At 48.6% G+C, this 26,140-nt stretch carries 28 protein-coding genes; 15 read left to right on the top strand and 13 right to left on the bottom strand.

Annotated elements, in window-relative coordinates:
- The first annotated feature begins 22 nt into the window (after positions 1–22).
- Together purE and ACTHUM_RS00280 are read left to right on the top strand one after the other, a co-directional pair.
- Positions 23–508, top strand: coding sequence for a 5-(carboxyamino)imidazole ribonucleotide mutase (purE, locus tag ACTHUM_RS00285; protein WP_003686478.1), 486 nt, complete (start codon positions 23–25; stop codon positions 506–508).
- 96 nt (positions 509–604) lie between these two features.
- Positions 605–937, top strand: a complete 333-nt coding sequence (locus tag ACTHUM_RS00280; protein ID WP_004520308.1) for a hypothetical protein — start codon at positions 605–607, stop codon at positions 935–937.
- Positions 938–1,019: 82 nt separating this feature from the next.
- On the opposite strand, the gene ACTHUM_RS00275 is transcribed toward ACTHUM_RS00280, so the two are convergent.
- Positions 1,020–2,813, bottom strand: a complete 1,794-nt coding sequence (locus tag ACTHUM_RS00275) for a 2-isopropylmalate synthase (RefSeq protein ID WP_049330811.1) — start codon at positions 2,811–2,813, stop codon at positions 1,020–1,022.
- A 226-nt stretch (positions 2,814–3,039) separates the two neighbouring features.
- Between ACTHUM_RS00275 and ACTHUM_RS00270 the strand changes: the two genes are divergently transcribed.
- A complete protein-coding gene (locus ACTHUM_RS00270; RefSeq protein ID WP_049335259.1) occupies positions 3,040–4,155 on the top strand; it encodes a methyltransferase in 1,116 nt (371 codons plus the stop codon).
- A 121-nt stretch (positions 4,156–4,276) separates the two neighbouring features.
- Here ACTHUM_RS00270 and bfr (ACTHUM_RS00265) read toward each other — a convergent pair whose 3' ends face one another.
- Positions 4,277–4,750 (bottom strand): bacterioferritin, encoded by a 474-nt coding sequence (gene bfr / locus ACTHUM_RS00265; RefSeq protein WP_049335261.1) that lies wholly within the window; start codon positions 4,748–4,750, stop codon positions 4,277–4,279.
- 30 nt (positions 4,751–4,780) lie between these two features.
- The gene (bfr, locus tag ACTHUM_RS00260; RefSeq protein WP_004520304.1) at positions 4,781–5,245 is read right to left on the bottom strand and encodes a bacterioferritin; all 465 of its coding nucleotides are present in this window, start codon (positions 5,243–5,245) and stop codon (positions 4,781–4,783) included.
- 419 nt (positions 5,246–5,664) lie between these two features.
- Here bfr (ACTHUM_RS00260) and typA point away from each other — a divergent pair, with 419 nt between their 5' ends.
- The gene (gene typA / locus ACTHUM_RS00255; RefSeq protein ID WP_049335263.1) at positions 5,665–7,476 is read left to right on the top strand and encodes a translational GTPase TypA; all 1,812 of its coding nucleotides are present in this window, start codon (positions 5,665–5,667) and stop codon (positions 7,474–7,476) included.
- A gap of 101 nt (positions 7,477–7,577) precedes the next feature.
- Here the strand turns inward: typA and ACTHUM_RS00250 are convergent, their stop codons facing one another.
- On the bottom strand, positions 7,578–8,534 hold the full coding sequence (locus ACTHUM_RS00250; RefSeq protein WP_440361116.1) for a cupin domain-containing protein: 957 nt from the start codon (positions 8,532–8,534) through the stop codon (positions 7,578–7,580).
- A gap of 128 nt (positions 8,535–8,662) precedes the next feature.
- Here ACTHUM_RS00250 and ACTHUM_RS00245 point away from each other — a divergent pair, with 128 nt between their 5' ends.
- Entirely contained in the window at positions 8,663–8,998 is a 336-nt protein-coding gene (locus ACTHUM_RS00245) for a carboxymuconolactone decarboxylase family protein (RefSeq protein ID WP_440361117.1), read from the top strand.
- Positions 8,999–9,110: 112 nt separating this feature from the next.
- On the top strand, positions 9,111–9,479 hold the full coding sequence (locus ACTHUM_RS00240; RefSeq protein ID WP_440361118.1) for a rhodanese-like domain-containing protein: 369 nt from the start codon (positions 9,111–9,113) through the stop codon (positions 9,477–9,479).
- Between the two features lie 54 nt (positions 9,480–9,533).
- Here the strand turns inward: ACTHUM_RS00240 and ACTHUM_RS00235 are convergent, their stop codons facing one another.
- Positions 9,534–9,872: a hypothetical protein gene (locus ACTHUM_RS00235; RefSeq protein ID WP_004520298.1), complete on the bottom strand. Its 339-nt coding sequence runs from the start codon at positions 9,870–9,872 to the stop codon at positions 9,534–9,536.
- A gap of 98 nt (positions 9,873–9,970) precedes the next feature.
- Between ACTHUM_RS00235 and surE the strand changes: the two genes are divergently transcribed.
- From surE to htpX, 6 genes are all read left to right on the top strand, one after another.
- Entirely contained in the window at positions 9,971–10,726 is a 756-nt protein-coding gene (surE, locus tag ACTHUM_RS00230) for a 5'/3'-nucleotidase SurE (protein WP_440361119.1), read from the top strand.
- Positions 10,727–10,819: 93 nt separating this feature from the next.
- Positions 10,820–11,731 carry a peptidoglycan DD-metalloendopeptidase family protein gene (locus ACTHUM_RS00225; RefSeq protein WP_049335267.1) on the top strand — a complete coding sequence of 304 codons (912 nt, stop codon included), beginning with the start codon at positions 10,820–10,822 and terminating at the stop codon, positions 11,729–11,731.
- Positions 11,732–11,809: 78 nt separating this feature from the next.
- Positions 11,810–13,333 (top strand): phospholipase D family protein, encoded by a 1,524-nt coding sequence (locus tag ACTHUM_RS00220; protein ID WP_004520295.1) that lies wholly within the window; start codon positions 11,810–11,812, stop codon positions 13,331–13,333.
- A gap of 43 nt (positions 13,334–13,376) precedes the next feature.
- The gene (locus tag ACTHUM_RS00215) at positions 13,377–13,910 is read left to right on the top strand and encodes a C40 family peptidase (protein ID WP_004520294.1); all 534 of its coding nucleotides are present in this window, start codon (positions 13,377–13,379) and stop codon (positions 13,908–13,910) included.
- A 128-nt stretch (positions 13,911–14,038) separates the two neighbouring features.
- Positions 14,039–14,947 carry an oxygen-dependent coproporphyrinogen oxidase gene (gene hemF / locus ACTHUM_RS00210; protein ID WP_004520293.1) on the top strand — a complete coding sequence of 303 codons (909 nt, stop codon included), beginning with the start codon at positions 14,039–14,041 and terminating at the stop codon, positions 14,945–14,947.
- A gap of 189 nt (positions 14,948–15,136) precedes the next feature.
- The gene (gene htpX, locus ACTHUM_RS00205; RefSeq protein ID WP_004520292.1) at positions 15,137–15,976 is read left to right on the top strand and encodes a protease HtpX; all 840 of its coding nucleotides are present in this window, start codon (positions 15,137–15,139) and stop codon (positions 15,974–15,976) included.
- A 48-nt stretch (positions 15,977–16,024) separates the two neighbouring features.
- Here the strand turns inward: htpX and hpnC are convergent, their stop codons facing one another.
- The 3 genes from hpnC to miaA are packed head-to-tail and all read right to left on the bottom strand — an operon-like array spanning position 16,025 to position 18,562.
- Positions 16,025–16,840 carry a squalene synthase HpnC gene (gene hpnC / locus ACTHUM_RS00200; protein WP_004519881.1) on the bottom strand — a complete coding sequence of 272 codons (816 nt, stop codon included), beginning with the start codon at positions 16,838–16,840 and terminating at the stop codon, positions 16,025–16,027.
- Positions 16,841–16,894: 54 nt separating this feature from the next.
- Positions 16,895–17,617 carry a tRNA adenosine(34) deaminase TadA gene (tadA, locus tag ACTHUM_RS00195; protein ID WP_004519882.1) on the bottom strand — a complete coding sequence of 241 codons (723 nt, stop codon included), beginning with the start codon at positions 17,615–17,617 and terminating at the stop codon, positions 16,895–16,897.
- A gap of 3 nt (positions 17,618–17,620) precedes the next feature.
- On the bottom strand, positions 17,621–18,562 hold the full coding sequence (gene miaA / locus ACTHUM_RS00190; protein ID WP_004519883.1) for a tRNA (adenosine(37)-N6)-dimethylallyltransferase MiaA: 942 nt from the start codon (positions 18,560–18,562) through the stop codon (positions 17,621–17,623).
- Between the two features lie 217 nt (positions 18,563–18,779).
- Between miaA and bioB the strand changes: the two genes are divergently transcribed.
- Both bioB and ACTHUM_RS00180 read left to right on the top strand, forming a co-directional pair.
- Entirely contained in the window at positions 18,780–19,832 is a 1,053-nt protein-coding gene (bioB, locus tag ACTHUM_RS00185) for a biotin synthase BioB (RefSeq protein WP_070461800.1), read from the top strand.
- Between the two features lie 131 nt (positions 19,833–19,963).
- Positions 19,964–20,443, top strand: coding sequence for a DUF302 domain-containing protein (locus ACTHUM_RS00180; RefSeq protein WP_003680761.1), 480 nt, complete (start codon positions 19,964–19,966; stop codon positions 20,441–20,443).
- 54 nt (positions 20,444–20,497) lie between these two features.
- Here the strand turns inward: ACTHUM_RS00180 and ACTHUM_RS00175 are convergent, their stop codons facing one another.
- The 5 genes from ACTHUM_RS00175 to ACTHUM_RS00155 form a co-directional block, all read right to left on the bottom strand.
- Entirely contained in the window at positions 20,498–21,505 is a 1,008-nt protein-coding gene (locus ACTHUM_RS00175; protein ID WP_070695634.1) for an adenosine deaminase, read from the bottom strand.
- Positions 21,506–21,582: 77 nt separating this feature from the next.
- A complete protein-coding gene (locus tag ACTHUM_RS00170) occupies positions 21,583–22,362 on the bottom strand; it encodes a ferredoxin--NADP reductase (protein ID WP_004519886.1) in 780 nt (259 codons plus the stop codon).
- A gap of 98 nt (positions 22,363–22,460) precedes the next feature.
- A complete protein-coding gene (locus ACTHUM_RS00165) occupies positions 22,461–22,916 on the bottom strand; it encodes an META domain-containing protein (protein WP_039862177.1) in 456 nt (151 codons plus the stop codon).
- A 33-nt stretch (positions 22,917–22,949) separates the two neighbouring features.
- A complete protein-coding gene (locus ACTHUM_RS00160; RefSeq protein WP_141744538.1) occupies positions 22,950–23,819 on the bottom strand; it encodes a hypothetical protein in 870 nt (289 codons plus the stop codon).
- Positions 23,820–23,885: 66 nt separating this feature from the next.
- Complete coding sequence (locus ACTHUM_RS00155) at positions 23,886–25,043, bottom strand: trans-sulfuration enzyme family protein (protein ID WP_039862178.1); 1,158 nt, start codon at positions 25,041–25,043, stop codon at positions 23,886–23,888.
- A gap of 178 nt (positions 25,044–25,221) precedes the next feature.
- On the opposite strand from ACTHUM_RS00155, the gene folE2 reads away from it, so the two are divergent.
- On the top strand, positions 25,222–25,995 hold the full coding sequence (gene folE2 / locus ACTHUM_RS00150) for a GTP cyclohydrolase FolE2 (RefSeq protein ID WP_004519889.1): 774 nt from the start codon (positions 25,222–25,224) through the stop codon (positions 25,993–25,995).
- Positions 25,996–26,140: the final 145 nt, after the last annotated feature.

The following is a 26,140-nucleotide window of genomic DNA, read 5'->3' as shown; positions in this document are numbered from 1 at the left end:
ATTCAAGCAAAAGGAACTCTTCATGATCCAAGTCGGCATTATTATGGGCAGCAACAGCGATTGGCCGGTGATGCAGCAGGCAGCACAATTTCTCAAAGAATTCGGCGTTGAATACGAAGCGCGTGTCGTCTCTGCACACCGTACGCCTGATTTGATGTTTGAATACGCCGAAACCGCACGCGAACGCGGCATCAAAGCCATCATTGCCGGCGCAGGCGGCGCAGCGCATTTGCCAGGCATGGTTGCAGCCAAAACCACGGTGCCCGTCTTGGGTGTTCCCGTGCCCAGCAAATATCTGCGCGGCGAAGACTCCCTGCTTTCGATTGTACAAATGCCCAAAGGCGTTCCTGTTGCCACATTTGCCATTGGCGAAGCCGGTGCGGCCAATGCAGCGCTGTTTGCTATTTCACTTTTGGCCAATGAAAATCCTGAATTGGCTGAAAAATTGGCGGCTTTCCGTGCCAAACAAGAGCAAACCGTTCTAGCCATGGAATTGCCTGAAGCATAACTGACAAAGGCCGTCTGAAAGTTGTAAAGGGAAACTTTGATTTCGTTTTACGATTGTTTAGACGGCCTTAGTGTTTTATCAAATTGAATTAATGCCATGAAAACCCTAGCATTCATCCTACTCTCCACCCTGCTTTGCGCCTGCCAAAGCCCAAGTACTCCTACTCAATCAACTGCCATCCCATCTCAGCAACAAGCCCAAGATACAAATGGAAACCTGATTATCTTCTATGATGCCCAAACCGGTTCTGCGCCATTGCTAAAAGCAGTGAAAACCTCGGGTGCAAGTTTGATTTATGAATACAAAAACCTGAACGGCATTGCTATTCGTCCGTCTTCCAAGACCAAGATTGAAGATGCCATTGCCTATTTCAAAAAAATAAATGGCGTATTGTCGGTCGAACAAGACCGACTGCTTAAACTTCAATAAATAAACTATTTTCTAACCAAATAAAAAAGGCCGTCTGAAACGTATCACTACGATTTCAGACGGCCTTAACCTTTTCAATAAATTAAATCATGCCTCTGCCTTGCGCTTTTGGCTTGGCTTGGCCGAATTCCAATTTACTCAGCGCAGATAAATAGGCTTTGGCAGTTGCCACCAATACGTCGGTATCCGCACCTTGGCCGTTGACCACACGGTCGCCACGTTGCAGGCGGACGGAAGTTTCGCCTTGGCTTTCTGTACCTTGAGTTACCGCATTGACAGAGTAAATCTGCAAGGTTGCGCCACTTTGTGCTACGCTTTCAATGGCTTTGAAGATGGCATCAACAGGGCCTGAGCCGCTAGCGGAAGCGTGTTTTTCTTCACCGCGAATACTGAACACAATATCGGCGCGCGGCTCTTCACCAGTTTCAGTGCTGATTTTTTGGGAAATGAATTTGTAGCTTTCGGTATTCATATTGCCCATTTCGTCAGACACCAAAGCGTGCAGGTCTTCATCAAAGATTTCGCGTTTCTTATCCGCCAGCTCTTTGAAGCGTGCAAATGCCGCATTCAACGCCTCTTCACTTTCCAACTCAATACCCAAATCTGCCAGCTTGGTTTTGAAAGCATTACGGCCGGAGAGTTTACCCAAAGTCAGGCGGTTGGTTGACCAGCCAACTGATTCGGCAGTCATGATTTCATAGGTTTCAGGGTGTTTCAACACGCCGTCTTGGTGGATGCCTGATTCGTGTGCAAAGGCGTTTGCGCCGACTACTGCTTTATTTGGCTGAATCGGATAGCCGGTAATAGTAGATACCAGTTTGGATACTGGCACGATTTGCGTGGTATCAATGCCGGTTTCCAAGCCGAAAAGGTCGTGGCGCACTTTCAACGCCATCACGATTTCTTCAAGGCTGGCATTACCCGCACGTTCACCCAAACCGTTGATGGTACATTCCACCTGGCGCACGCCTGCCTGAACAGCGGCCAGCGAGTTGGCAACCGCCATACCCAAGTCGTTGTGGCAGTGGGTCGACCAGACTACTTTGTCGCCGTTGGGCACGCTTTTGATGATGTTACTGATACGCTCGTACCATACGGAAGGGATGGAGTAGCCGACAGTATCGGGAATATTGATGGTGGTTGCGCCTGCCTCGATAACCGCCGTAAAGATTTTGGCGAGAAAGTCCAAATCCGAACGCACGGCGTCTTCGGCGGAAAATTCCACATCGTCAGTATATTCTTTGGCAATTTTTACCGCTTTGACCGCCGCATCGATGACCTGCTGCGGCTTCATTTTCAGTTTGTGCTCCATGTGGATGGGGCTGGTGGCGATAAAAGTGTGAATACGTTTTTTCGGAGCAGGGGAAACAGCTTCGCCTGCTTTGCGCACATCGTTTTCAACGGCACGCGCCAATGAGCAAACTGTAGATTTAGTAATGATTTTGGCAATCGCATTAACCGATTCAAAATCGCCCGGACTGGCTGCTGCAAAACCTGCCTCAATCACATCGACACCCATCTTTTCCAACTGGCGGGCAATACGGATTTTCTCCTCTTTGGTCATGGATGCGCCGGGGGACTGCTCACCGTCGCGCATGGTGGTATCGAAAATGATAACGCGGTTGGTTTGTGTCATTTCTGTTCTCTCCAGAGATTCATTTTTTTGTAAAAAAGCATTCAAATCAAGCGGTCTGCCTTGCGCTTCCGCCAAAGCGGTCAGTTTTTGCAACTGAGCCAAAGGCAGGGACCCGCGTGTACGCCATTTGTAGATAGCCGCTGTGGTCGCAGCATTTTCCGGGTCGTGCTGTTTCAGAGCTTCGGCCAGCGCGTTTACGCCGCCAAAATAGGCAACCAAACGGTCAATGTCTAATTGCATGATGTTCCTTGTCCAAATCTGATTAAGATTATTGTGTTCTGGTTTTGCATTATACTCATTTTAGACAAAACGACAATCTATTTTTATCAAAATATTGGTATAAATTTTAAAACTTGAGAAATTTTTATACATTTTGTCTAATTTGGACTATTAAAAGCTCCTCTCAAACCGAACACATCCTAAATATAGTAAACTAATCCCCTATTTCCCCGATTTGAAACACATTATGCCCCATACCATCCCTACCAACCGCTCCGACATCGAATGGCGCAACGAAAGTACACAAAAGCCACCCAAGCAGGCGGTTTACATACAAGAAGCAGGCGCAACAGAAATCTTAAAAAATGCCCACGCGCAAACTGCAACTGTTTGGACTGGCGATTTTCACAATGCCAAGCAAGTCTTATCTGCAATGAAAAAACGTATCCGCAGGCCGTCTGAAAAAAAGAAAGGCGCACCTGCCGATATTCAGACAGCCTTTCATGCCCACCGTATGAAACAGGCGCAACAAAGCCGTTTGCTCAATATGCTTGCCATCGAAATCCAACCTAATTTTCAACTGGACAATGCACGCGCACCCGACATCTACGCCGCCTTGTGCGATGTTTACGACACACTAAACGACAAACCGTTTCTTTTGCCGCTAAATCAATTATTGGGTTTTATCGGTGCACACGAATGGCACAAAAAAGGCATAGACATTCCTCAGCTTGATGGAAAAATCCATGTTCCTTTCGGCGTATTCTCTCCACTGCGCGGCGAGTATTTGGATTTAATCACACAAGCCCCACTCGCTCCCCATATTCAGACGGCCTTTGACATCGGCACCGGCTCAGGTGTTATTGCCGCAATTTTGGCCAAGCGAGGCATACCCGACATCATTGCCACAGACACCAACCCAAAAGCAATAGCCTGCGCCACAGCAAACCTTGAGCGTCTAAGCCTGGATAAAGCTGTCAACATCCAATCGATTGATTTATTTCCCGAAACTTGCGCCGACCTTATCGTCTGCAATCCGCCTTGGCTGCCGGCAAAACCGACCTCTGCCATCGAGACCGCCCTTTACGACCCCAATCATGCCATGTTAACCGCGTTCCTCAACGGCGTACGCCAGCACTTAAATCCAAACGGCGAAGCCTGGTTAATTATTTCCGACTTGGCAGAACACTTACATTTGCGCAACAAAGACTTTCTAAACCAATGCTTTCAGACGGCCTCACTCAATGTAGTCGATATTTTGAAAACTAAACCGCAACACAAAAAAGCAATAGATGAATCCGATCCTTTGGCGTTTGCCAGAAACAAGGAAACTACTTATCTATACCGTTTGAAAGCGATATAAAATCAAGGCCGTCTGAACATTCGGACGGCCTTTAAGCATTTTTATAAAAGAAAACGGCATATCCGTAAAGATATGCCGTCGATGGGAGCAGGGACTGCTATATTTGGCAGTGGTTTGTGTTTTAGTCCTCTTGCGCCGCTGTTTGCAGGTAGTTTGGCAAACCAACTTTACCAATCAATTCCTGCTGAGTTTCAAGCCAGTCGATGTGTTCTTCGTTGATGTCTTTTTGTTTTTCCAACAAATCACGGCTGACATAGTCTTGTTGCTCTTCTGCAAGAGCGATGGCTGCAACCAGAGTATCATGTTTTTCATACTCTTTTTTCAGATCGCAGGCAATGATTTCTTCGGTAGATTCACCGATCAACAGTTTACCCAATTCTTGCAGATTAGGCAGACCTTCCAAGAACAAAATACGCTCGATTAAATCGTCTGCGGATTTCATCTCGCGGATGGATTGTTTGAAGAAGTGTTCGCCCAATTCTTCAAAGCCCCAGTTTTTCAAAATGCGGGCATGCAGGAAGTATTGGTTAATGGTAATCAGCAACAAACCTAAGTTTTTGTTCAGCTCGCGAATAACTAAGCGATCGCCTTTCATATTCAGCTCCTTAATATGTTATACGCTAGATTACAGTTGGCTTTGGTAGTAGTTGCCTTCGCCGACCAATTCGATCAGACGCAGTTGTTGTTCCAACCAGTGAGCGTGATCTTCTTCAGTGTCTTTCAGTTGGGCAATCATCAAATCGCGGGTAACGTAGTCTTGAGCTTCTTCGCACAATTTGATGCCTTTTTTCAGCGCATCGCGTACTTCGTATTCAGTGTTCAAGTCTGCTTTCAGACAAGAGATTACGTCAGTACCGATGTTCAGTTCGGCACGTGTCATTTTAGGAGTACCGCCCAACATCAGGATACGACGGATGAAGTCTTCGGCGTGAGTGGTTTCTTCTTCCATCTCGTGGTTCAAACGTTCGAACAGTTTGGTGTAACCCCATTCAGAGTACAGGCGAGAGTGGATAAAATATTGGTCGCGAGCAGCCAACTCACCAGACAATAATTCGTTCATGTAATCAATAACTGCTTGGTTGCCTTGCATAATTCTTTCTCTTTCTTTTAAAAGTTGATAATCACGAAATGAAGATTCGTGTGTTGTTATGGAACGAGGTAATTGTATGCACAAGAAGCACTTTTGACAAATTTTCTATTTAAAATACAAACAATTATCAAAAAAGTTAACCAGCCAAAAAGGCCGTCTGAAAAATTAATCCCCTGTTTTTAATGACAATTTTTTGACATTAGTATTAAGAATCCATTGCATCATTCAAAAACATTTACATTTGTTAACCATAAATAAAAGCAAATAATCCAACAAAATCAATCAAATTTAATTATGAATTATTCTCAACTGCTTTTGCCTCATTTTTTTGAATCTTCTACTCCGTCAATACTTAGGAATCGTGCTATAATCGCCAGTTATCTTTTTTTTAAGCACCTAGCTGAAACACATAAATTATCATGAAACAAATCCGCAATATTGCCATCATCGCCCACGTCGACCATGGCAAAACCACATTAGTTGACCAGTTGCTGCGTCAGTCCGGTACATTCCGTTCCAACCAGCAAGTCGAAGAACGCGTCATGGACAGCAACGATCTTGAAAAAGAACGCGGCATTACCATTCTCGCTAAAAATACCGCCATCGAATACGAAGGCTACCACATTAACATCGTAGATACCCCGGGACACGCTGATTTTGGTGGCGAGGTGGAACGTGTATTGGGCATGGTTGACTGCGTCGTACTGTTGGTTGACGCACAAGAAGGCCCTATGCCGCAAACCCGTTTCGTGACCAAAAAAGCCTTGGCTTTGGGTCTTAAACCTATCGTTGTTATCAACAAAATCGACAAACCATCTGCCCGTCCAAGCTGGGTTATCGACCAAACATTCGAATTGTTCGACAACTTGGGCGCAACCGACGAACAATTGGACTTCCCTATCGTCTATGCTTCCGGCCTGTCCGGCTTTGCCAAACTGGATGAAAACGACGAGAGCAGCGACATGCGCCCTCTGTTCGAGACCATTTTGAAACACACGCCTGCACCAAGCGGCAGCGCGGACAAAACGCTGCAACTGCAAATTTCCCAACTGGACTACGACAACTACACCGGCCGCCTCGGCATCGGCCGCATCCTGAACGGCCGCATCAAACCCGGCCAAGTCGTTGCCGTCATGAATCATGAAGAACAAGTCGCCCAAGGCCGCATCAACCAGCTGTTGGGCTTCCAAGGCTTGGAACGCGTACCTTTGGAAGAAGCTGAGGCCGGTGACATCGTGATTATTTCTGGCATTGAAGACATCGGTATCGGCGTAACCATTACCGACAAAGACAATCCCAAAGGCTTGCCTATGTTGAGCGTGGACGAGCCGACCCTGACCATGGACTTTATGGTCAACACTTCTCCTCTTGCCGGTACTGAAGGCAAATTCGTGACTTCCCGCCAAATCCGCGACCGCCTGCAAAAAGAATTGCTGACCAACGTTGCCCTGCGTGTTGAAGATACAGCCGATGCCGACGTTTTCCGCGTTTCTGGCCGCGGCGAATTGCACTTGACCATTTTGTTGGAAAACATGCGCCGCGAAGGCTTTGAATTGGCAGTCGGCAAACCGCGCGTGGTATTCCGTGAAATTGACGGTCAAAAATGCGAGCCTTACGAAAATCTGACTGTGGATGTGCCGGATGAAAACCAAGGCGCGGTCATGGAAGAACTCGGCCGCCGCCGTGGCGAATTGACCAATATGGAAAGCGACGGTAACGGTCGTACACGTTTGGAATACCATATTCCTGCACGCGGCCTGATCGGTTTCCAAGGTGAATTTATGACCTTGACCCGCGGTACCGGCTTGATGAGCCACGTTTTTGACGACTATGCTCCGGTTAAACCTGATATGCCAGGTCGTCACAACGGCGTCCTGGTTTCTCAAGAGCAAGGTGAAGCTGTTGCTTACGCCCTGTGGAACTTGGAAGACCGCGGCCGTATGTTCGTTTCTCCAAACGACAAAGTCTACGAAGGTATGATTATTGGTATTCACAGCCGCGACAACGACTTGGTGGTAAACCCTCTGAAAGGTAAAAAACTGACCAACGTCCGCGCCAGCGGTACAGATGAAGCCGTGCGCCTGACTACGCCTATCAAATTGACTTTGGAAGGTGCAGTTGAGTTCATCGACGATGACGAACTGGTTGAAATCACGCCACAATCCATCCGCCTGCGTAAACGCTACCTGAGCGAATTGGAACGTCGCCGTCATTTCAAAAAACTGGACTAATTCTGTTTGATTGATACGTTTTAAAATTGAGGCCGTCTGAAAAGTGTTTTGGAAATCCTAGATTTCATTTTTACACTTTCAGACGGCCTTTTATCATCTGTTCAAATAAAGTAAATCGGCATTTCTTCCGCTTGTACTGCTGCTTCATCAGCGCGATCATTCTTACGATATTGCCCCGGCGATATCCCATATTGCTTTTTAAATGCCTTGCCAAAATGCGTTTCCGATTGAAAACCCACCGAGAGCGCAACCGATAAAACCGAATCGGCTGTCTGCTTTAACAATAACGCCCCCTGCTGCAAGCGGATACTGTTTACAAAAGCATGAGGGCTTGTTCCCGTCTGCTGCTTAAATACCCGCATCAACTGGGCGCGAGATAAGTTGGCCATCTCGGTCATTTTCTCGATATTCCATTCCTCTTCCGGCTTATCCACTACTGCCTGAAGCAAATTCCGCAAACGTTTGTCCTGCCAACCATTCAGCAAACCGCTTAATTGCGCTGCCCCATTTTTCTCCAGGCTGGCTCGAAGTAGAAATACCAGCAACACCGAAGCCAATGCGTTCACGACCGCTACCGAGCCGGACAAAGCCTGACCGCTCTCATATTGCAACAATGCCACCAAATACTGTAAAGAAGGATGGTTGATATTCAGCAAAACAGTATCAGGCAGTCCCGCCATAATATCCGCCTGCGCTTCATATTCAAACCGCGCGCAGAAAAGATGCAAAGCCGCATCGCCTCCTGCATGACTCTGCTTGACTTTAAATGCGCCTTTTTCACTCGTCAGCACGCTGACACCGAGATTTTCACAACTGCTGTCGTTGCTCAAAGTATGCCCTACGCTGCGCGGAAAAAAAATGATATCCCCCGCACTCAGCAGCCTAGCCTCTTGCTCCCCATCAATTCGGATATAACCCGAACCGGCAGTTACGATATGTACCAAACCATGCGCACGCTTTGGTTCATGCCGCACATACCATTCCCCCCGAAAAAGACATTGAACATCCACGCTGCCTTTTACCTGCGCCAATTCGACCAGCCTATCCAAAATATCCATAGTGTTTTTTACCAATAAATGAGATGTTTTGACGATTTAAATCTTCAAATTATTGCAATAATACACACACCAAATACAAACGGATAGGATTTTTTATCTTATCCACTCACATTAAGAAAGGACATATCATGTTTAAAGACTGGCCTGAACATACCGCCTTGGTAAAAAAAGCATTCGGCGAATTGGGTAAAAACCATCCTAAAATGCTGCAAGCCTACGGCGTACTGGATCAAGCAGCCGCTGCCGAAGCACTGGATGCCAAAACACGCGAACTGATTGCCATTGCCGTTGCTATTACCACACGTTGCGAAAGCTGTATTAGCGTGCATGCAGCCGCCGCAGCCAAAGCAGGTGCAACCGAAAGTGAAATCGCCGGCGCATTGGCCACTGCTATCGCCCTGAACGCTGGTGCCGCTTATACCTACGCTTTACGCGCTTTGGAAGCAGTAGAAACCCAACGCTAATCGGTTTGTAAAATCAGGCCGTCTGAAAGCCAACTCCCCTTTCAGACGGCCTGATGAAATGCTAAACTGATAAAGTTATCATATTGTTTTCTGTCTAATAGGAGATTGAACCATGAAGAAACTGCTGACCGCCGTACTTTTTGCCGCCGCTGTTGCCACTCCTTTGGCCGCTTCCGCTGCCTCTATGCCTAAAGTTGAAAAAATTGCGGCACAGCCTGCAAAAGCAAAAGGCGTTTGGATTGATGTCCGCTCTGCCGAAGAATTTAAAGAAGGCCATTTGCAAGGTGCGCTCAATATTCCGCATGACCAAATCGTTGACCGCATCAAATCCGTCAGCCCGGATAAAAACGCACCGGTAAACCTCTACTGCCGCAGCGGCCGCCGTGCAGAAGCCGCGCTGACTGAGCTGAAAAAAGCCGGCTACACCAACGTAACCAACCATGGCGGTTATGAAGACTTGGTGAAAAAAGGTTTGAAATAAATCTAGTTGATTTTAAAAAGGCCGTCTGAAACTTTTCAGACGGCCTTTATTGCATTACAGACAGCAACTTCCAAATCTCAAACGTTTGCTGAGACCGGTTTCGTGAATTAATTGTTTGATAACCAAAATATTGGTGTTATCGGCCAACGCGCGAATGCTGTGCGCTTCCATCGGCTCAAGACGGATAACTTGCAAGCCTTCGGTTTGCAAAACTTCGTCCACCGTTTTGATTTCGGCTTTGCCGTTTAAAACCAAAAGCAAAATAATCGCATCCGCCTCATATGCCGGAATTTCATTATTCTTCTGCAGTGAAAGCTGAACAATCTCCTGATTGCCGTCTGAAGCAATCACGCCGCCCAATAAAGCTTTGGGGTCTAACTCATAATGTTTCATTATTATCCTTTCCGCCCAAACGTTGCCGATTCGTGGACAATCGCTCAAGCAAACCAGTACAATACCGTCCATCTTACCGATAGACACAATATTGTCACATGAACATATTAATCTCAAACGACGATGGTTATCTTGCGCCCGGTTTGGCTGTTTTGGCAAGAGTGTGTGCAGAATTTGCCAATGTCAGGGTGGTTGCGCCCGAACGCGATCGCAGCGGCGTCAGCAATTCCCTGACTCTAGACCGTCCTTTACAACTGAAACAGGCGGAAAACGGGTTTTACTATGTGAACGGCACCCCCACCGATTGCATTCATGTCGGCCAGCATGCCCTTGCCGACTTCAAACCCAACTTAGTCTTGTCCGGCATTAACAACGGCGCAAATATGGGCGACGATACGCTTTATTCCGGTACGGTTGCCGCCGCGACTGAAGCCTATTTAATGGGCATTCCCGCCATTGCTTTTTCGCTTGCCGACTCCAGCGGCCGTTATTGGGAAACCGCGGAAAAAGCCGCTTGGATACTGCTTTCCTACTTTCTCAAACGCCCTATTTCCAAACCCATCTTATGGAACATCAATATCCCTGCCGTCGCACCTGAGGATATCCAAGGCATAAAAATTACACGGCTCGGCCGTCGTCATCATGAACAAAGCATTGTTCCCATGTATAATCCACGTGGCGAACAAATTTATTGGATTGGGCCGGTCGGCGATGTTTCCGACAGCGAAGAAGGTACCGACTTTGGCGAATGCGCGTCCGGCTTCATCACGATTACCCCCCTGCAAGTCGATTTGACTGCCTACGGACAAATGGAGCAAACCGCTTCCTTTTGGTCAGAAATCCCTGCGCCTTAACAGTCCCTAACAGCCGAACACTTGAGAAACAAGCATATTTTTATTATGATATGCCTCGACGAGAACAATTACCCGAATACGAAAGTCATTAACATGTTGAAAAAAAGTGTATCTTATGCCGGATCGGCAGCTTTGGTTTTATTACTTGCAGCCTGTGCCAGCCAACAACCGGCTCCTGTAGTCGTCGGCACACAAAGCGGTGGTTCAACAACAAGCTCTACCGCTGACAATCCTTACGGTGCAGCGCCTTACAATACCAACACCAGCCCAGCGGCAGATGCTCCATACACTCCGCCGGTAAGTACACCTGCTCCAACGTACAACAGCGGCAGCACCGGCACTTACACGCCTTCTTATGCGCCTGTTGATATTAATGCAGCGACACATACCGTTGTTCGTGGTGATACCGTTTACAACATCTCCAAACGCTACAACATTACCCAAGACAATCTGCGTGCATGGAATAACTTGGCCGACAACACCATCAGCATTGGTCAAACCCTCCGTGTGAAACCTGAAGGCTACGTTGCACCTGCAGCTTCTGCAAGCAAACCTTCTACTCCAACAACTACAACTACTGCTCCGACTCCAAGCACGCCTGCCAATACACCGACCGTATCTACCGGCAGCAGCCGCAACGTCAGCGGCATCACATGGCAGCGTCCGACTACCGGTAACGTTATCGCCAACTTCGGCGGCAGCAACAAAGGTGTGGATATCGCCGGTACGCAAGGCCAGCCTGTTGTTGCAGCGGCAGACGGTAAAGTCGTTTACGCAGGCTCAGGCTTGCGCGGTTACGGCAACTTGGTCATCATCCAACACAACTCCTCATTCTTGAGCGCATACGGTCACAACCAACGCCTGCTGGTTAATGAAAACCAAACCGTGAAACGCGGTCAAACCATTGCGCACATGGGTAATACCGATGCATCCCGCACTCAGTTGCACTTTGAAATCCGTCAAAACGGCAAACCAGTCAATCCGGCAAATTATGTTGCCTTCTAAGCTGATTCAAGCAACCTAATTTCAATTCAATCCCTGCCTAAATATCATTTAGGTAGGGATTGTTTGTACCGGTTTCCCATGAAATTTCATCTTCCTCTTCTTTATACCCTGCTATTGGGCGGTTGCGCCGCGTTTTTGCCATCATTGGACGAACGCACCCAAAGCAGTTATCTTGACATCCCTTCAACGCCGCGACTGGACAGCGCCTTAGGTATTCCTTCTACCCCCTCCAAGGCCGATATTTCCCATATCTATCTGCTGAACGATGCCCATGAAGCCTTTGTTGCCCGAGCAGCCTTAATTGAAGCCGCCGACCATACTCTTGATTTGCAGTACTATATCTGGCACAACGACATCTCCGGCAAGCTTTTGTTCAACCTGATTCATCGCGCGGCCGAACGCGGCGTCCGTGTGCGTTTGCTTCTGGACGACAACAACACCAACGGCATGGATGATCTCCTGCTGGCACTCGACAATCATCCCAATATCGAAGTCCGTCTGTTTAATCCCTTCATTTTCAGAAAATGGCGTGCGCTCGGCTACGTTGCCGACTTTCCGCGACTTAACCGCCGAATGCACAACAAATCCTTTACCGCCGACAACCGTGCCACCATTTTGGGCGGACGCAATATCGGCGACGAATATTTTAAGGTTAACGACGATACCATCTTTGCCGACCTCGATATCCTCGCAACAGGACGCGTAGTAACAGAAGTGTCCCAAGACTTCGACCGCTACTGGGCAAGCCATTCCGCCTACAATGCAAGTAGCATAATCAAACGGGGAAACCTGCAAAAAGGACTAGCCGAACTTAATTACACCGACCAAGATAAAAACCAAACGCTCATCCGCTACCGTCAAAGCATTGAACACTCCAACCTCTATCAAAAAATACAGAGCAACCTTATGGAGTGGCAAAGTGTCAGCACACGCCTGATCAGCGATGACCCGGCCAAAGGCTTAGACCGTGACCGGCATAAACCGCCTATTTCCGAACGCCTACAAGACGCCCTCAAGCAACCTGAAAAAAGCGTTTACCTTGTCTCACCCTATTTTGTGCCCACAAAATCGGGCGTTAAAGCCATAGAAAAGCTGATTCACAACGGCGTGGACGTTACCGTTTTGACCAATTCGCTCCAAGCAACCGACGTTGCCGCCGTCCATTCCGGCTACGTCAAATACCGCAAGCCCTTGCTTAAAGCTGGGGTCAAACTCTATGAGCTCCAGCCCAACCACGCCGTTCCGACCTCCAAAGACCGCGGCTTGACCGGTAGCTCCGCCACCAGCTTGCACGCCAAAACATTCATCGTGGACGAGAAACGCATTTTCATCGGCTCATTCAACCTCGACCCACGTTCCGCACGCCTCAATACCGAAATGGGTGTCGTCATCGAAAGTCCCCAAATCGCAGGCCAAATGCAGCGCACCCTCGTTACGACCACCCCAAACTACGCCTATCAGGTAACGCTTGGCAATTACAATAAACTATACTGGTATGACCCAAGTGAAAAACGAACTTACGCACAAGAACCAGAAGCCAAATTCTGGAAACGGGTTACTTCAAAAATCCTGTCCATCCTGCCCATAGAAGGATTATTATAGAGACCGTCTGAAAACATAAATCATGCGACCGGAGAAATTCACCATGTCTCGACTCATCTGCAAAACCCTATTTGTTTGTACCACCAGCCTATTGTTGGCCTCCTGCGGCACCACCAGCAAACACAAATCCCACAAGCCGCAAATAACCGCCAGAAAAGTCCAACCTGTCCGCATTTCCCATATTGACCGCACACAAGGTTCGCAGGAATTGATGCTTCACAGCATGGGCCTGATCGGCACGCCCTACAAATGGGGCGGCAGTACCACAGCCACAGGCTTTGACTGCAGCGGCATGATCCAATTCGTCTATAAAAACGCCCTCAATGTCAATCTGCCACGCACCGCACGCGATATGGCCGCAGCCAGCCGTAAAATTTCCGATGACAAATTAAAAGCCGGCGATCTTGTCTTTTTCAATACCGGCGGCGCACACAAATATTCCCATGTCGGCCTCTACATCGGCAACGGCGAATTCATCCACGCCCCCAGCAGCGGCAAAACCATCAAAACCGAAAAACTTTCCACCCCGTTCTACGCCAAAAACTATTTGGGCGCACATACCTTTTTTACTGAATAAATCAAGGCCGTCTGAAAGGTATCGCCACATCATCGATACCTTTCAATCTATTGCTGATGAGTCAAGCTTGATTACAAGATAAGCCCTGCAAAAATTTACCCATAACAAAACACCATCAAGGAAATATCATGCACACAGAATCCGTTCTAACCCTCCTCAAAACCCTGCAAAACCAAATCTGCGCCGCGCTGGAGCAAGAAGATGGCGAAGCCAAATTTGTGCATGAAGCGTGGACGGGGAAACTGGGTATCGGCGAAACCCGCGTATTGAAAAACGGCGCAGTATTCGAGCAGGCCGGTGTAAATTTTTCGCATGTAAAGGGAACCAAAATGCCGGCTTCTGCCACTGCCCATCGTCCTGAATTGGCAGGCGCGGCGTTTGAAGCCATGGGCGTGTCGCTGGTCATTCATCCGAAAAATCCTTATGTCCCGACCAGCCATGCCAATGTGCGCTTTTTTATTGCCTATCCTGAAAATGCCGAGCCGGTTTGGTGGTTTGGCGGCGGCTTTGATTTGACGCCGTTTTATCCTTTTGAAGAAGATATCGTGCATTGGCACACAGTGGTGCGAGACGTATGCACGCCATTTGGCGAATCGGTTTATTCTGAATTCAAACAATGGTGTGACGAATATTTCTACTTGAAACACCGTAACGAAACACGCGGCGTGGGCGGCCTGTTTTTTGACGATTTAAACCGTTGGGATTTCGATACCTGCCTGAATTTTATCAAGGCGGTTGGGGAAGGCTATATCGCAGCGTATCTGCCGATTGTGGCCAAACGTAAAAACACGCCTTATGGAGAACGTGAACGAGATTTCCAACTCTACCGTCGCGGACGCTATGTCGAGTTTAACTTGGTTTGGGACAGAGGCACGCTGTTCGGCCTGCAAAGCGGCGGCCGTACGGAAAGCATTTTGATGTCCATGCCGCCTTTGGTACGCTTCGAGTATCAATATGTGCCGGAAGAAGGTTCACCCGAAGCACGCCTCAATCAATTCCTTATACCGCGCAACTGGCTGGAAGAAGCCGGCAGATAGTTTTACCTATAAGAGGCCGTCTGAAAAGCGATTCTCACTGGTTGAGACTACCTTTTCAGACGGCCTTTGCTTCAATTGCTTTGAATTTGCATACCTTTGCCTATCATGCTGTTTCATCTCTATAGAGTTTTTGAGACAATGCGCCCATATAAAAATCACCTCACAAACCACACTAAAAAGGAATAATCGGTGAAACGCATTTTCTTATTTATCGCAACCAATATCGCAGTTCTGGTTGTCATCCGTATTATTTTGGCCATCTTGGGCATCAACAGTACCGACCAAGTCGGCAGCCTGTTGGCTTATTCCGCAGTCGTCGGCTTCAGCGGCTCGATTGTCTCTTTGCTGATGTCGAAAACCATTGCCAAACATTCGGTCGGCGCCGTCGTCATCGACCAGCCCCAAAGCGAAGAAGAAGCTTGGCTGTTGGCAACTGTTGAAGCGCAAGCCCGCCAATGGAATCTGAAAACGCCCGAAGTAGCCATTTACGACTCCCCAGAGCCTAATGCCTTTGCAACCGGCGCGACCAAAAACAGCTCGCTCATCGCTGTCAGCACCGGCCTGCTCGACCACATGACCCGCGATGAAGTCGAAGCCGTTTTGGCGCATGAAATGGCACACGTCGGCAACGGCGATATGGTAACGCTGACACTGATTCAAGGTATTGTGAATACTTTTGTTGTCTTCTTGGCGCGTATTGTTTCCAGCATGGTGGCGCGCAACAATGACGGCAGTACGTCGCAAGGTACATATTTCATGGTCAGCATGGTATTGCAGATCGTATTCGGCTTCCTCGCCAGCATCATTGTGATGTGGTTCAGCCGCCAACGCGAATACCGCGCCGATGCGGGCGCTGCAAAACTGGTGGGCGCGCCGAAAATGATTGCCGCCCTGCAACGCTTAAAAGGCAGCACCAGCGATCTGCCGCAAACCATGACCGCAATGGGCATTGCCAGCGAAGCCAAAGATTCTTGGTTCAGCACCCATCCTTCTTTGGACAACCGCATCAACCGTTTGAAAAACCGCTAATCGAAAACATCAAGGCCGTCTGAAACATCAATTTCAGACGGCCTTTTTTTATTTCTTCATCAAAGCCCGTTTGATGATAATCATCCAGTCTTTCTTATCCAACAGCGGCCGCTGGTTAAACACGTCATATTTGCAACCGTCCAGTTTCTGCAAAATCAACTGGCCGCCGACAATAATCATGCGCAACTCAAAACCGATTCGTCCTTTGAGGGTTTTGCCCAACGGCGAACCGGCCTTCAGTATTTGAAAGGCACGTTGACACTCGTGTGCCATCAGTCGTTGAAAAGCAAAGTCGGCTTTGCCGGCCGCAATCTGTTCTTCGCTGACTTTGAACTTCTGCAAATCTTCCTGAGGGATGTACACGCGCCCTTTCTGCCAATCTGCCGCCACGTCCTGCCAGAAATTAATCAGCTGCAAGGCAGTGCAAATGCCGTCGCTTTGCGCTATGCTCACTTCATCGGTTTGCCCGTACAAATGCAACATAATGCGCCCCACCGGATTGGCGGACAAACGGCAATAGGCAATCAATTCGCCAAAATTTTCATAACGGTTTTTGACCACATCCTGACTGAACGCCGCCAACAAATCGTAAAACAGCTGCAACGGTAATTGAAACGGCTCAATCGCTTCGTTGTACAAACGCTGCATCAAAGCTGTTTGCGATTTCCCACCTTGTGTAATGCGGTCTAACTCTGCCTTCAGTTCGTCCAGTTGGCGCAGGCGTTCGACTGCTTCGGCATTGCCTTCGTCGGCAATATCGTCCGCCGTCCGCGCAAAAGCGTAAACGGCGTGAACCGGCTTGCGCAAACGGCGCGGCAGCACAATAGAGCCGACTGGGAAGTTTTCGTAATGATTGACTGACATGGGGAAATCCGAAAATTTAAAATAAAGTGTTTTTGCTGACAGGCCGTCTGAAATTCAGACGGCCTTACGTTTGGCCGCAAAGAAATCCTGCAATACGCTTTGGCATTCTTCTGCCAATATGCCGCCCAAAATTGCGGTATGCTTGTTCAGACGTTTGTCGGCAAACAAATCGACCACGCTGCCTGCCGCACCGGTTTTAGCTTCAGCCGCACCATAAATCACACGCCCGACCCGCGCCTGTATCAAGGCAGATGCGCACATGGAGCAAGGCTCTAAGGTAATGTACACGTCGCAGTCTTCCAAACGGTAGTTTTGCAAGGTCTTACCTGCGGCGGCAAGCGCGTTGATTTCGGCATGATGGCTGACATTGTGGTCGCCAATGCAGGTATTGTGTGTCGCTGCGATTGCCTCGCCTTGATATACGATGACCGCGCCAACCGGCACTTCGCCCAATACCGCCGATTGTTTGGCCTGTTCTATCGCCAACCGCATAAAGGTTTCCATATCGCTTTGCGAAGGGAAAACGGCAACAGGCGGATGTTTTTTCAAATCCTCGCACAGCTCCGTCTTTCTCTCCTCGGAAATACGCCGGGCATCCACACCTGAAACCAACGCAGCCAGTTGCCATAAGGTGCTTTTGGTTACGGTCAAACCCGACGCTTTCAGCAATAGAAATGCGTGGACTGCGCCGATTTCCTGTAAATCTTCCAGCGTACAAATACCCAATTCTTTTAGCGCGGTCAATGCTTTAGGGGCAAGTGGTGGCGTAGTCAGCATGGATTATTCCTGAAAATGCTGACGCGCCAAGGCTAAGGCCGTTTGAACATAATCGCTGTCTGCGTAAGGATCTAACGTGTGCGCCAAAGGAATTTTCCGCAACCAGGTCAACTGGCGTTTGGCAAGCTGGCGCGTGGCGATAATGCCTTTTTCGACAAAGGTGTCATAATCGGTTTCGCCTTCGAGATAATCCCAAGCCTGACGGTAGCCCACGCAGCGCATAGACGGCATATCGGCATGCAGTTGCGGATAATCGCGGCGTAAGGCGTGTATTTCATCTAGGAAACCGTGCTCCAGCATACTTAAAAAGCGTTTTTCGATTTGCTGGTGTAACAAATGGCGGTCTTCGGGGATAAGGGCAACCGTGCATAAATCCAATAAAGACGCAGCCTGCTTCTGCTCTGTGAAATGTTCGCTCAAAGGCCTGCCGGTCAGAAGATAGACTTCCAAAGCGCGCTCAATACGCTGGCTGTCATTGGCTTTCAGACGGCCTGCCGTTATCGGGTCAACTTCCTGCAAACGGCGATACAGGCCTGCCAAACCGTGTTCTTTTTTTTCCGCCTGAAGCTGTGCGCGCACCGCCGCATCCGCGCCGGGCAAATCGTTCAAACCTTCCGTCAGCGCATGGAAATACATCATCGTGCCGCCGACAATCAGCGGATAGCGACCGCGCGCATGTATTTCGTTCACCAAGCGCACGCAGTCGCCGACAAAATCCGCCGCGCTGTAACTTTCCAGCGGCGAGATAATATCAATCAAATGATGCGGTACGGCAACAAGCTCTTCGGCAGTCGGCTTGGCCGTACCGATGTCCATGCCGCAATACACCAGCGCGGAATCCAAACTGATGATTTCTACCGGCAACGATCGGGCAATATTTAAGGCCAGTGCGGTTTTACCGCCGGCGGTCGGGCCGAGTACGGCGAAGGCTTTGGGCGCGTTCATAAGAAAACGGAAAAATTAAAAATGCGATTATAGCAAACCCGGGCAAACCATATTTCAGGCCGTCTGAAACATTTGCTCTACATTATCAAAAGCGTTACACTTGCTGCGCCGTTTCAGACGGCCTTTTATATTGATTTCAAACCTGCTGCTGCCGTCATTGCGCCGGCAGTCAAGCCGTCAGCGACACTGCGTCGCTGTAAACACGAAAGAACACACTATGACCGTATCTCCCGTAGCCTTGCGCCGTCAAACCGAGCGCAAGCCGCATCCGACTGCGCGTTATTGGAAAAAATGCGATGTCGAGGCTTTATTCGGACTGCCTTTCCTCGACCTCGTTTTCCAAGCCGCCGAAATCCACCGCCAAAACTTCAACCCGCGCGAAATCCAGCTTTCCACCCTGCTCTCCATCAAAACCGGCGGCTGCCCCGAAGACTGCGCCTACTGCCCGCAATCGGCACACCACAACACCAATCTGGGCAAAGAGCAAATGATGGATGTGGACGAAATCGTCGAAAAAGCCAAAATTGCCCAATCTCGCGGCGCCAGCCGTTTCTGCATGGGCGCGGCATGGCGCGGCCCCAAACCCAAAGACGTGGCTGTCGTTTCCGAAATCATCAGCGCGGTGAAAGGCTTGGGCATGGAAGTGTGCGGCACCTTCGGCATGCTCGAAGACGGCATGGCTGAAGACTTCAAAAAAGCCGGTCTGGACTACTACAACCACAACCTCGACACCGACCCTGAACGCTACAACGACATCATCCACACCCGCAAACACGAAGACCGCATGGATACTTTGGGCAAAGTCCGCAATGCCGGTTTGAAAGTCTGCTGCGGCGGCATCGTCGGCATGAACGAAACCCGCGCCGAACGCGCAGGCCTGATTGCCAGCCTTGCCAACCTCGACCCGCAACCCGAAAGCGTGCCGATCAACCAGTTGGTCAAAGTGGAAGGCACGCCGCTGGCCGATGCCGAAGATTTGGACTGGACAGAATTTGTCCGCACCATCGCTGTGGCGCGCATTACCATGCCCGAGAGCTACGTCCGCCTGTCCGCAGGCCGCAGCAATATGCCGGAATCCATGCAGGCCATGTGTTTCATGGCTGGCGCAAACTCGATTTTCTACGGCGACAAGCTGCTGACTACGGGCAATCCGGACGAAGACGGCGACCGCCTGCTAATGGAAAAATTGAATTTGTATCCGCTGCGCTTTGAATTGGAAGAAGAATACAAAGCCGCGCAGGAAACACCCAAAATCAAAGTCGACTATTAACCGCCATCATAATGCCGTCTGAAAGGACAGGCTTTCAGACGGCATACGGCACTCCGGCACGCGGCGCAACATCAGGCGCGGCGCGTGCCGCCCCGTCCGAAGCCTGATAAACAAACCAATAAGGAAATACGATGAAACACATACTCCCCCTGATTGCCGCATCCGCACTCTGCATTTCAACCGCTTCGGCACATCCTACCGGCGAACCGTCCACCCAAAACGAAACCGCTATGACCACGCATACCCTCACCTCAAAATACAGCTTTGACGAAACCGTCAGCCGCCTTGAAACCGCCATAAAAAGCAAAGGAATGGACATTTTTGCCGTCATTGACCATCAGGAAGCCGCCCGCCGAAACGGCTTAACGATGCAGCCGGCAAAAGTCATCGTCTTCGGCACGCCCAAAGCCGGCACGCCGCTGATGGTCAAAGACCCCGCCTTCGCCCTGCAACTGCCCCTGCGCGTCCTCGTTACCGAAACGGACGGCAAAGTACGCGCCGCCTATACCGATACGCGCGCCCTCATCGCCGGCAGCCGCATCGGTTTTGACGAAGTGGCAAACACTTTGGCAAACGCCGAAAAACTGATACAAAAAACCGTAGGCGAATAAGCCCGTCGCCGACATAAAAGGCCGTCTAAAACTTTTTCAGACGGCCTTTTATCGTTATTCAGCATCAAAACCTTCAATCTTCCGTATCCATTCTTCCTTTTCCGCCTCGCTCAAAAACGAAGCGCGGAACGAATTGGCGCACAAGGTTTTGATTTCTTCCGCACTCAAATCCAAAGCCTCGGCAAGCGCTTCAAAATTGCGGTTCATATAGCCGCCGAAATATGCCGGATCATCGGAATTGACGGTTACCAAGACGCCGCGTTGCAACATACGGCGCAAATTGTGTTTCGCCATTTCAGGGAACACTTTTAATTTCAAATTGCTCAACGGGCAAACGGTCAACGGCATTTGTTCTTTAATCAAACGCGCCATCAAGGCCTCATCTTCTTCCGCCCGTACGCCATGATCGATACGGCGGATATGCAGCAAGTCCAAAGCCTCATAAACATATTCCGGCGGGCCTTCTTCTCCGGCATGTGCCACCGTCAACAAACCCTCCGCCCGCGCCTGCGCAAACACGCGCTCGAACTTGGACGGCGGATGCCCCTGCTCGCTCGAATCCAAGCCTACGCCAATGATGTGTTCCTTATAAGGCAAAGCCTGATTTAAGGTTTCAAATGCGCTTTCTTCCGACAAATGACGCAGGAAACACATAATCAAACGCGTGCTTATTCCCCATTGCTGTCCGGCTTCATGACAGGCGCGGACAATGCCGTTAATCACGGTTTCAAACGCCACACCCCGCGCAATATGGGTTTGCGGATCGAAAAATATTTCCGTATGCACGACATTGTCTTCACGGCAACGCTCAAGATACGCGCGGGTCAAATCGTAAAAATCCGCCTCGTGCAACAATACGCCGGCACCGGCATAATAAATATCCAAAAACGACTGCAGATTGTGAAAATCATAAGCCTGCCGTACCGCATCGACATTTTCATAAGGAATTGCTATATGGTTGCGCTTGGCGATTTCAAACATCAGCCCCGGCTCAAACGTCCCTTCGATATGAACGTGCAACTCGGCTTTGGGCAGGGCTTGGATAAATTGTTTGATATTCATATTTTCTCTGATTTTCTGTTTATATTTAATATTGAAGGCCGTCTGAAACTTTCAGACGGCCTTTGACCATTTATCTGTTAAAAACCATTTTCCATCATGATTTCGCCGGGGATGCGGTTGCGGTGCATAGCGTAGCCCAAATCCATCAAGGCTTGGAAAGTGTCTTTGACCATTGCCGGATTGCCACAGACCATAAAGCGCGTATCGGCCTTGGTGAACTTGAAGCCGACTTTTTCTTCCAAGCCGCCATTCTTCAGCAATTCGGGAATCCGTTTGCCACTCAATGCGCCTTCCGTTTCCTCACGCGTGGTGACCGGAACAAAAGTGAATTTATGGAAATATTCTTCAATCAGCGGATGCTCTTTCAAATCGGCAAGGCGCTGGTTGAAAATCAACTCGTCGGCGTAAGAGACGGAATGCGCCAAAACCAAACGGTCGAAACGCTGCCAAATTTCAGGCTGCTCAATAATAGAGAGGAAAGGCGCAATGCCTGAACCCGTGCAGAGCATAACCAAATCTTTGCCGTCGGGGAAACGCTCGGGCAAGAGGAAACCGGTAGCCGTTTTATCCAGCAAAATAGTATCGCCCTCTTTCATCGCAGCAAAACGCGCCGACATCGGGCCGCCTTCGATTAATACTGCGAAATACTCAAGCGTATCGGCGTATTCGGCAGACACGACAGAATACGCGCGCCAAATAAAGCCCTCGCCGTCACGGAAACCAAGGCGCGAAAACTGCCCTGCCGAAAAACGGTAGGACTCAGGGCGGCTGATGGCAAAAGTCATCAGCTTGGGCGTATAGTGTTTGATCCACAAGACTTTTTCTTCTGTAAACTTGGCTTCTGGAGAAGCTGCCATAATAGGTTTCCTTGATATTCGGTATCAGTTTCAAATAGGGCTTATTATAAAGATTCAAAAGGCCGTCTGAAATATTTATTTTCAGACGGCCTTTAAGATTATTCACGGCGCAAACGGATATTGATGCCTTTTTGTTCCAAAATCAAATCGTTACCATCAAAACGATAGTTCCACACGCTTTGTTTACGCAAAAACGCATCTTCCAGCTTCATGTCTTCACACAGCATCATACTTACCGCAATATGGCCAAAATCAATTTTGTCCGCTCCGATTACATTCGCTTGAAACATCATACCGTTGCAACCCATATTGCCATAAGCCTTAGGCATTTTGCTGAAATCCAAATAGGCGTTTTTATCTGCCAATTCTTTTTCAGTGAATTTATTGAAAGCGACAACACGCCATTTAGCGGCTAAAGTAGGCATTTTCATTTGCTTTGATTCAGATGATTTGCTAGAAGAAATATGTGGCTGACTTGATAAAGGCTTATCGGCAGGCGTAGAACAAGCAACCAATACAAATGCACCAATCATTGCTGAAATAAGGGTTTTCATGACTCATCCTTTTTTAGAAATCTTCTTTATCGTCTAACTGTACACCAAACGGACAACGGCTTTTTTACTATCCGCATCAAAAAATAGGTACAACTCATCGCAACCATATTCCTGAAATTTATATCCGCTCAAATAGCCGACATAAGAAAAAACTTTTCCATCATCTCGTTTGGGTGTATCCACTAAATTACCGTACTCTTCTTGGAACATTCCATCAATATGGTTAAAACCTTCTTCCAACATACCCTCTGATAATCCGCCGGCATCCTCAATCAAATCTCTATCCAACCCGTCATCCTGACATTGTGAATCTGCAGCTTCCTTCAATGCAACCAATTCTTCCAAAGTATATTTACTGTCCAGCTCAATGGGTACATATCCCTGAAGGAATTTTCCATATTTCAGATACAAATTTTTGATGGCATTAAAACAAAGATGATTGATTCTATATACGTTTTCTAATTCTTCCTGCGTATCCTGCCGATAAATATGCGGCGTTTTATACCAAGCTGCCTGATCAAAACTCATACCCTGTTTTTCCGCAATCTTTTGCGCCTGTTCCATTATTCTGGTTTTAATTTCAGACGGCATTTCCTTGTTTTCCAAAATAAAAAAATGCCAATCGCCATTAAATCGATATTTACCGTTCTCATCGACATCAAAACAAATACTGTCCTCAAAATTATAGCGGTCATGAAATGCCGATGTATGCTCACCTACGCAACCCGAATGAATTTCCGCAGGCTGGACGAAATGTATCCAAAACTCTTCACTATCAGGACGTATAAATTGAAGATTAAGCGAACAAATGGGTAAAAAATGTTTCGCGTGTCGCTCTATCTCTTCAGAAAAAACTTCTTCCGGAGAGGGGAATGGACGAATAAATTTTTCAGGGATATTCATCTTAATCACCATAATTTAAAGGCCGTCTGAAAAACTATCCACCTTCAGACGGCCTTTAAGCCTTATTTACAAAGTCGTATCCAATGCTTTGGAAATATCGTTCCAAATATCGTCCACATCTTCGATACCGACAGAGAAACGCAGCAGGCCGACTTTGATGCCCATTTCCATTTTCACATCATGCGGCACGCCGCTGTGGGATTGGGAATAGCAATGGTTGACCAAACTTTCCACTCCGCCAAGGCTAGAAGCCATTTTGACCAGTTTCATGTTTTTAATCACACTATTGGCCGCTTCACGCGTGTCGTTTTTGAGGTAAACCGTAACCACGCCACCGATGCCTTTGGGCATTTGTGCTTGGGCGAGTTCGTAATGTTCGTGAGACGGCAGGCCGGGATAGAACACTTTTTCAATGGCAGGATGGGCTTCCAAACGGCGCGCGATTTCGAGTGCGTTTTGGCAATGGGCGTTCATGCGTAGAGCCAGTGTTTTAATACCGCGCAACACCAGCCAACAATCCATCGGACCTGCAATCGCGCCGGTATGCACCATCATGTCGTGCAAAGGCTGCGCCAGCTCTTTGGTTTTGGCAACGACTACGCCCATCAGTACGTCCGAATGGCCGCACAAATATTTGGTAGCGGAATGGAACACAAAATCACAGCCCATATCCAACGGCTGTTGCAGATACGGCGTGGCAAAGGTGTTGTCGATGCCGACCAGCGCACCGGCTGCTTTGGCTTTCGCGGCAAGCGCTTTGATGTCCACCAAGCGCAAAAGCGGATTGGACGGCGTTTCCAGCCAAACCAGTTTGACATTGTGCGCTTTAAGCAGCTCGTCCAGATTATCCGGATTGCCCAAATCGGCAAAAACAACGTTCACACCCCATTTTTGATAAACATCGACCAATAAATCATAAGCGCCGCCGTAAATATCGGCGACTGCGACAATGGTATCGCCCGGGCGCAGGAAAGTACGCCATACGGCATCAATCCCCGCCATACCGCTGGAAAACGCAAAGCCGGCCACACCGTGCTCCAAATCGGCAACGGTATCTTCCAAGACCTGTCGGGTCGGGTTGCTCAGGCGCGAGTAGCGGTAAGGCACATTTTCGCCAATCTCGTGCAACGCGAACATACTGTTTTGATAAATCGGCGGCATCAGCGCACGGTTGTGTTCGTCGCAATCGTAGCTGGAATGGATGGCTTTCGTGGCGAATTTCATTGGGTCTCTGCCTATATAGATGTGAATAATTGAAGATTTTATCACTATCTGAAAAATAGAAACAATCAATGCAGGCGGATAAAGCAAGTGATATAATCTCGCATTTGCAAATCGGCCGACACGAGCCGACTCCCTCCACACGCATCTCAACAATCCTATCATGAAGGACATACCACGCATGAACGCCATTGCAGACGTGCAATCCAGCCGCGATTTACGCAACCTGCCGATTAATCAGGTCGGCATCAAAGACCTGCGCTTTCCAATCTCCCTCAAAAGCAAAGAAGGCGAACAATCCACCGTCGCCCGCCTGACCATGACGGTTTTCCTGCCTGCCGACCAAAAAGGCACGCATATGTCGCGCTTTGTCGCCCTGATGGAAAAACAAACCGATGCTTTGGATTTCGATACGCTGCACAAGCTGACCGCCGATATGGTTGCCCTGTTGGATTCCCATTCCGGCAAAATCAGCGTTACCTTCCCGTTTTTCCGCAAGAAAAGTGCGCCCGTCTCCGGCATCCAATCGCTGCTCGACTATGATGTTACCCTGACCGGCGAAATCAAAAACGGTACATACAGCCACAGCCTGAAAGTGATGGTTCCGGTTACTTCCTTGTGTCCGTGTTCCAAAGAAATTTCCCAATACGGCGCGCACAACCAACGTTCGCATGTGACGGTCAGTCTTATTGCAAACGCGGATGTAGGCATTGAAGAAATCATCGATTACGTCGAAGCACAGGCAAGCTGCCAGCTCTACGGTTTGCTCAAACGCCCTGACGAGAAGTATGTAACGGAAAAAGCATACGAAAATCCGAAGTTTGTCGAAGACATGGTTCGTGATGTGGCCACGGTGTTAATTGCAGACAAACGCATCGAATCATTCGTCGTCGAAAGCGAAAACTTCGAATCGATACACAACCATTCCGCTTACGCTTATATCGCTTATCCTTAAAAGCCGAGCAGAATAAAAACAAAGGCCGTCTGAACATTTCAGACGGCCTTTGGCATAGATTGAACGATAACATGAGACTATCGGTCATATATGGGCAACTCTATTTCGATATAATTCAAAAGCATTAGATTTCTCTCGCAATATT

It is taken from the genome of Neisseria sp. P0021.S006 (genome assembly GCF_051956895.1).
Note: the sequence above shows the minus strand (reverse complement) of the source record. Positions and strands in the feature narration are given on the sequence as shown.

Bases quoted from the DNA above. Each gene is read 5' to 3' on its own strand.
- purE (WP_003686478.1), top strand. From the start codon at position 23: ATGATCCAAGTCGGCATTATTATGGGCAGCAACAGCGATTGGCCGGTG.
- ACTHUM_RS00280 (WP_004520308.1), top strand. From the start codon at position 605: ATGAAAACCCTAGCATTCATCCTACTCTCCACCCTGCTTTGCGCCTGC.
- ACTHUM_RS00275 (WP_049330811.1), bottom strand. From the start codon at position 2,813: ATGCAATTAGACATTGACCGTTTGGTTGCCTATTTTGGCGGCGTAAAC.
- ACTHUM_RS00270 (WP_049335259.1), top strand. From the start codon at position 3,040: ATGCCCCATACCATCCCTACCAACCGCTCCGACATCGAATGGCGCAAC.
- bfr (WP_049335261.1), bottom strand. From the start codon at position 4,750: ATGAAAGGCGATCGCTTAGTTATTCGCGAGCTGAACAAAAACTTAGGT.
- bfr (WP_004520304.1), bottom strand. From the start codon at position 5,245: ATGCAAGGCAACCAAGCAGTTATTGATTACATGAACGAATTATTGTCT.
- typA (WP_049335263.1), top strand. From the start codon at position 5,665: ATGAAACAAATCCGCAATATTGCCATCATCGCCCACGTCGACCATGGC.
- ACTHUM_RS00250 (WP_440361116.1), bottom strand. From the start codon at position 8,534: ATGGATATTTTGGATAGGCTGGTCGAATTGGCGCAGGTAAAAGGCAGC.
- ACTHUM_RS00245 (WP_440361117.1), top strand. From the start codon at position 8,663: ATGTTTAAAGACTGGCCTGAACATACCGCCTTGGTAAAAAAAGCATTC.
- ACTHUM_RS00240 (WP_440361118.1), top strand. From the start codon at position 9,111: ATGAAGAAACTGCTGACCGCCGTACTTTTTGCCGCCGCTGTTGCCACT.
- ACTHUM_RS00235 (WP_004520298.1), bottom strand. From the start codon at position 9,872: ATGAAACATTATGAGTTAGACCCCAAAGCTTTATTGGGCGGCGTGATT.
- surE (WP_440361119.1), top strand. From the start codon at position 9,971: ATGAACATATTAATCTCAAACGACGATGGTTATCTTGCGCCCGGTTTG.
- ACTHUM_RS00225 (WP_049335267.1), top strand. From the start codon at position 10,820: ATGTTGAAAAAAAGTGTATCTTATGCCGGATCGGCAGCTTTGGTTTTA.
- ACTHUM_RS00220 (WP_004520295.1), top strand. From the start codon at position 11,810: ATGAAATTTCATCTTCCTCTTCTTTATACCCTGCTATTGGGCGGTTGC.
- ACTHUM_RS00215 (WP_004520294.1), top strand. From the start codon at position 13,377: ATGTCTCGACTCATCTGCAAAACCCTATTTGTTTGTACCACCAGCCTA.
- hemF (WP_004520293.1), top strand. From the start codon at position 14,039: ATGCACACAGAATCCGTTCTAACCCTCCTCAAAACCCTGCAAAACCAA.
- hpnC (WP_004519881.1), bottom strand. From the start codon at position 16,840: ATGTCAGTCAATCATTACGAAAACTTCCCAGTCGGCTCTATTGTGCTG.
- tadA (WP_004519882.1), bottom strand. From the start codon at position 17,617: ATGCTGACTACGCCACCACTTGCCCCTAAAGCATTGACCGCGCTAAAA.
- miaA (WP_004519883.1), bottom strand. From the start codon at position 18,562: ATGAACGCGCCCAAAGCCTTCGCCGTACTCGGCCCGACCGCCGGCGGT.
- bioB (WP_070461800.1), top strand. From the start codon at position 18,780: ATGACCGTATCTCCCGTAGCCTTGCGCCGTCAAACCGAGCGCAAGCCG.
- ACTHUM_RS00180 (WP_003680761.1), top strand. From the start codon at position 19,964: ATGAAACACATACTCCCCCTGATTGCCGCATCCGCACTCTGCATTTCA.
- ACTHUM_RS00175 (WP_070695634.1), bottom strand. From the start codon at position 21,505: ATGAATATCAAACAATTTATCCAAGCCCTGCCCAAAGCCGAGTTGCAC.
- ACTHUM_RS00170 (WP_004519886.1), bottom strand. From the start codon at position 22,362: ATGGCAGCTTCTCCAGAAGCCAAGTTTACAGAAGAAAAAGTCTTGTGG.
- ACTHUM_RS00165 (WP_039862177.1), bottom strand. From the start codon at position 22,916: ATGAAAACCCTTATTTCAGCAATGATTGGTGCATTTGTATTGGTTGCT.
- ACTHUM_RS00160 (WP_141744538.1), bottom strand. From the start codon at position 23,819: ATGAATATCCCTGAAAAATTTATTCGTCCATTCCCCTCTCCGGAAGAA.
- ACTHUM_RS00155 (WP_039862178.1), bottom strand. From the start codon at position 25,043: ATGAAATTCGCCACGAAAGCCATCCATTCCAGCTACGATTGCGACGAA.
- folE2 (WP_004519889.1), top strand. From the start codon at position 25,222: ATGAACGCCATTGCAGACGTGCAATCCAGCCGCGATTTACGCAACCTG.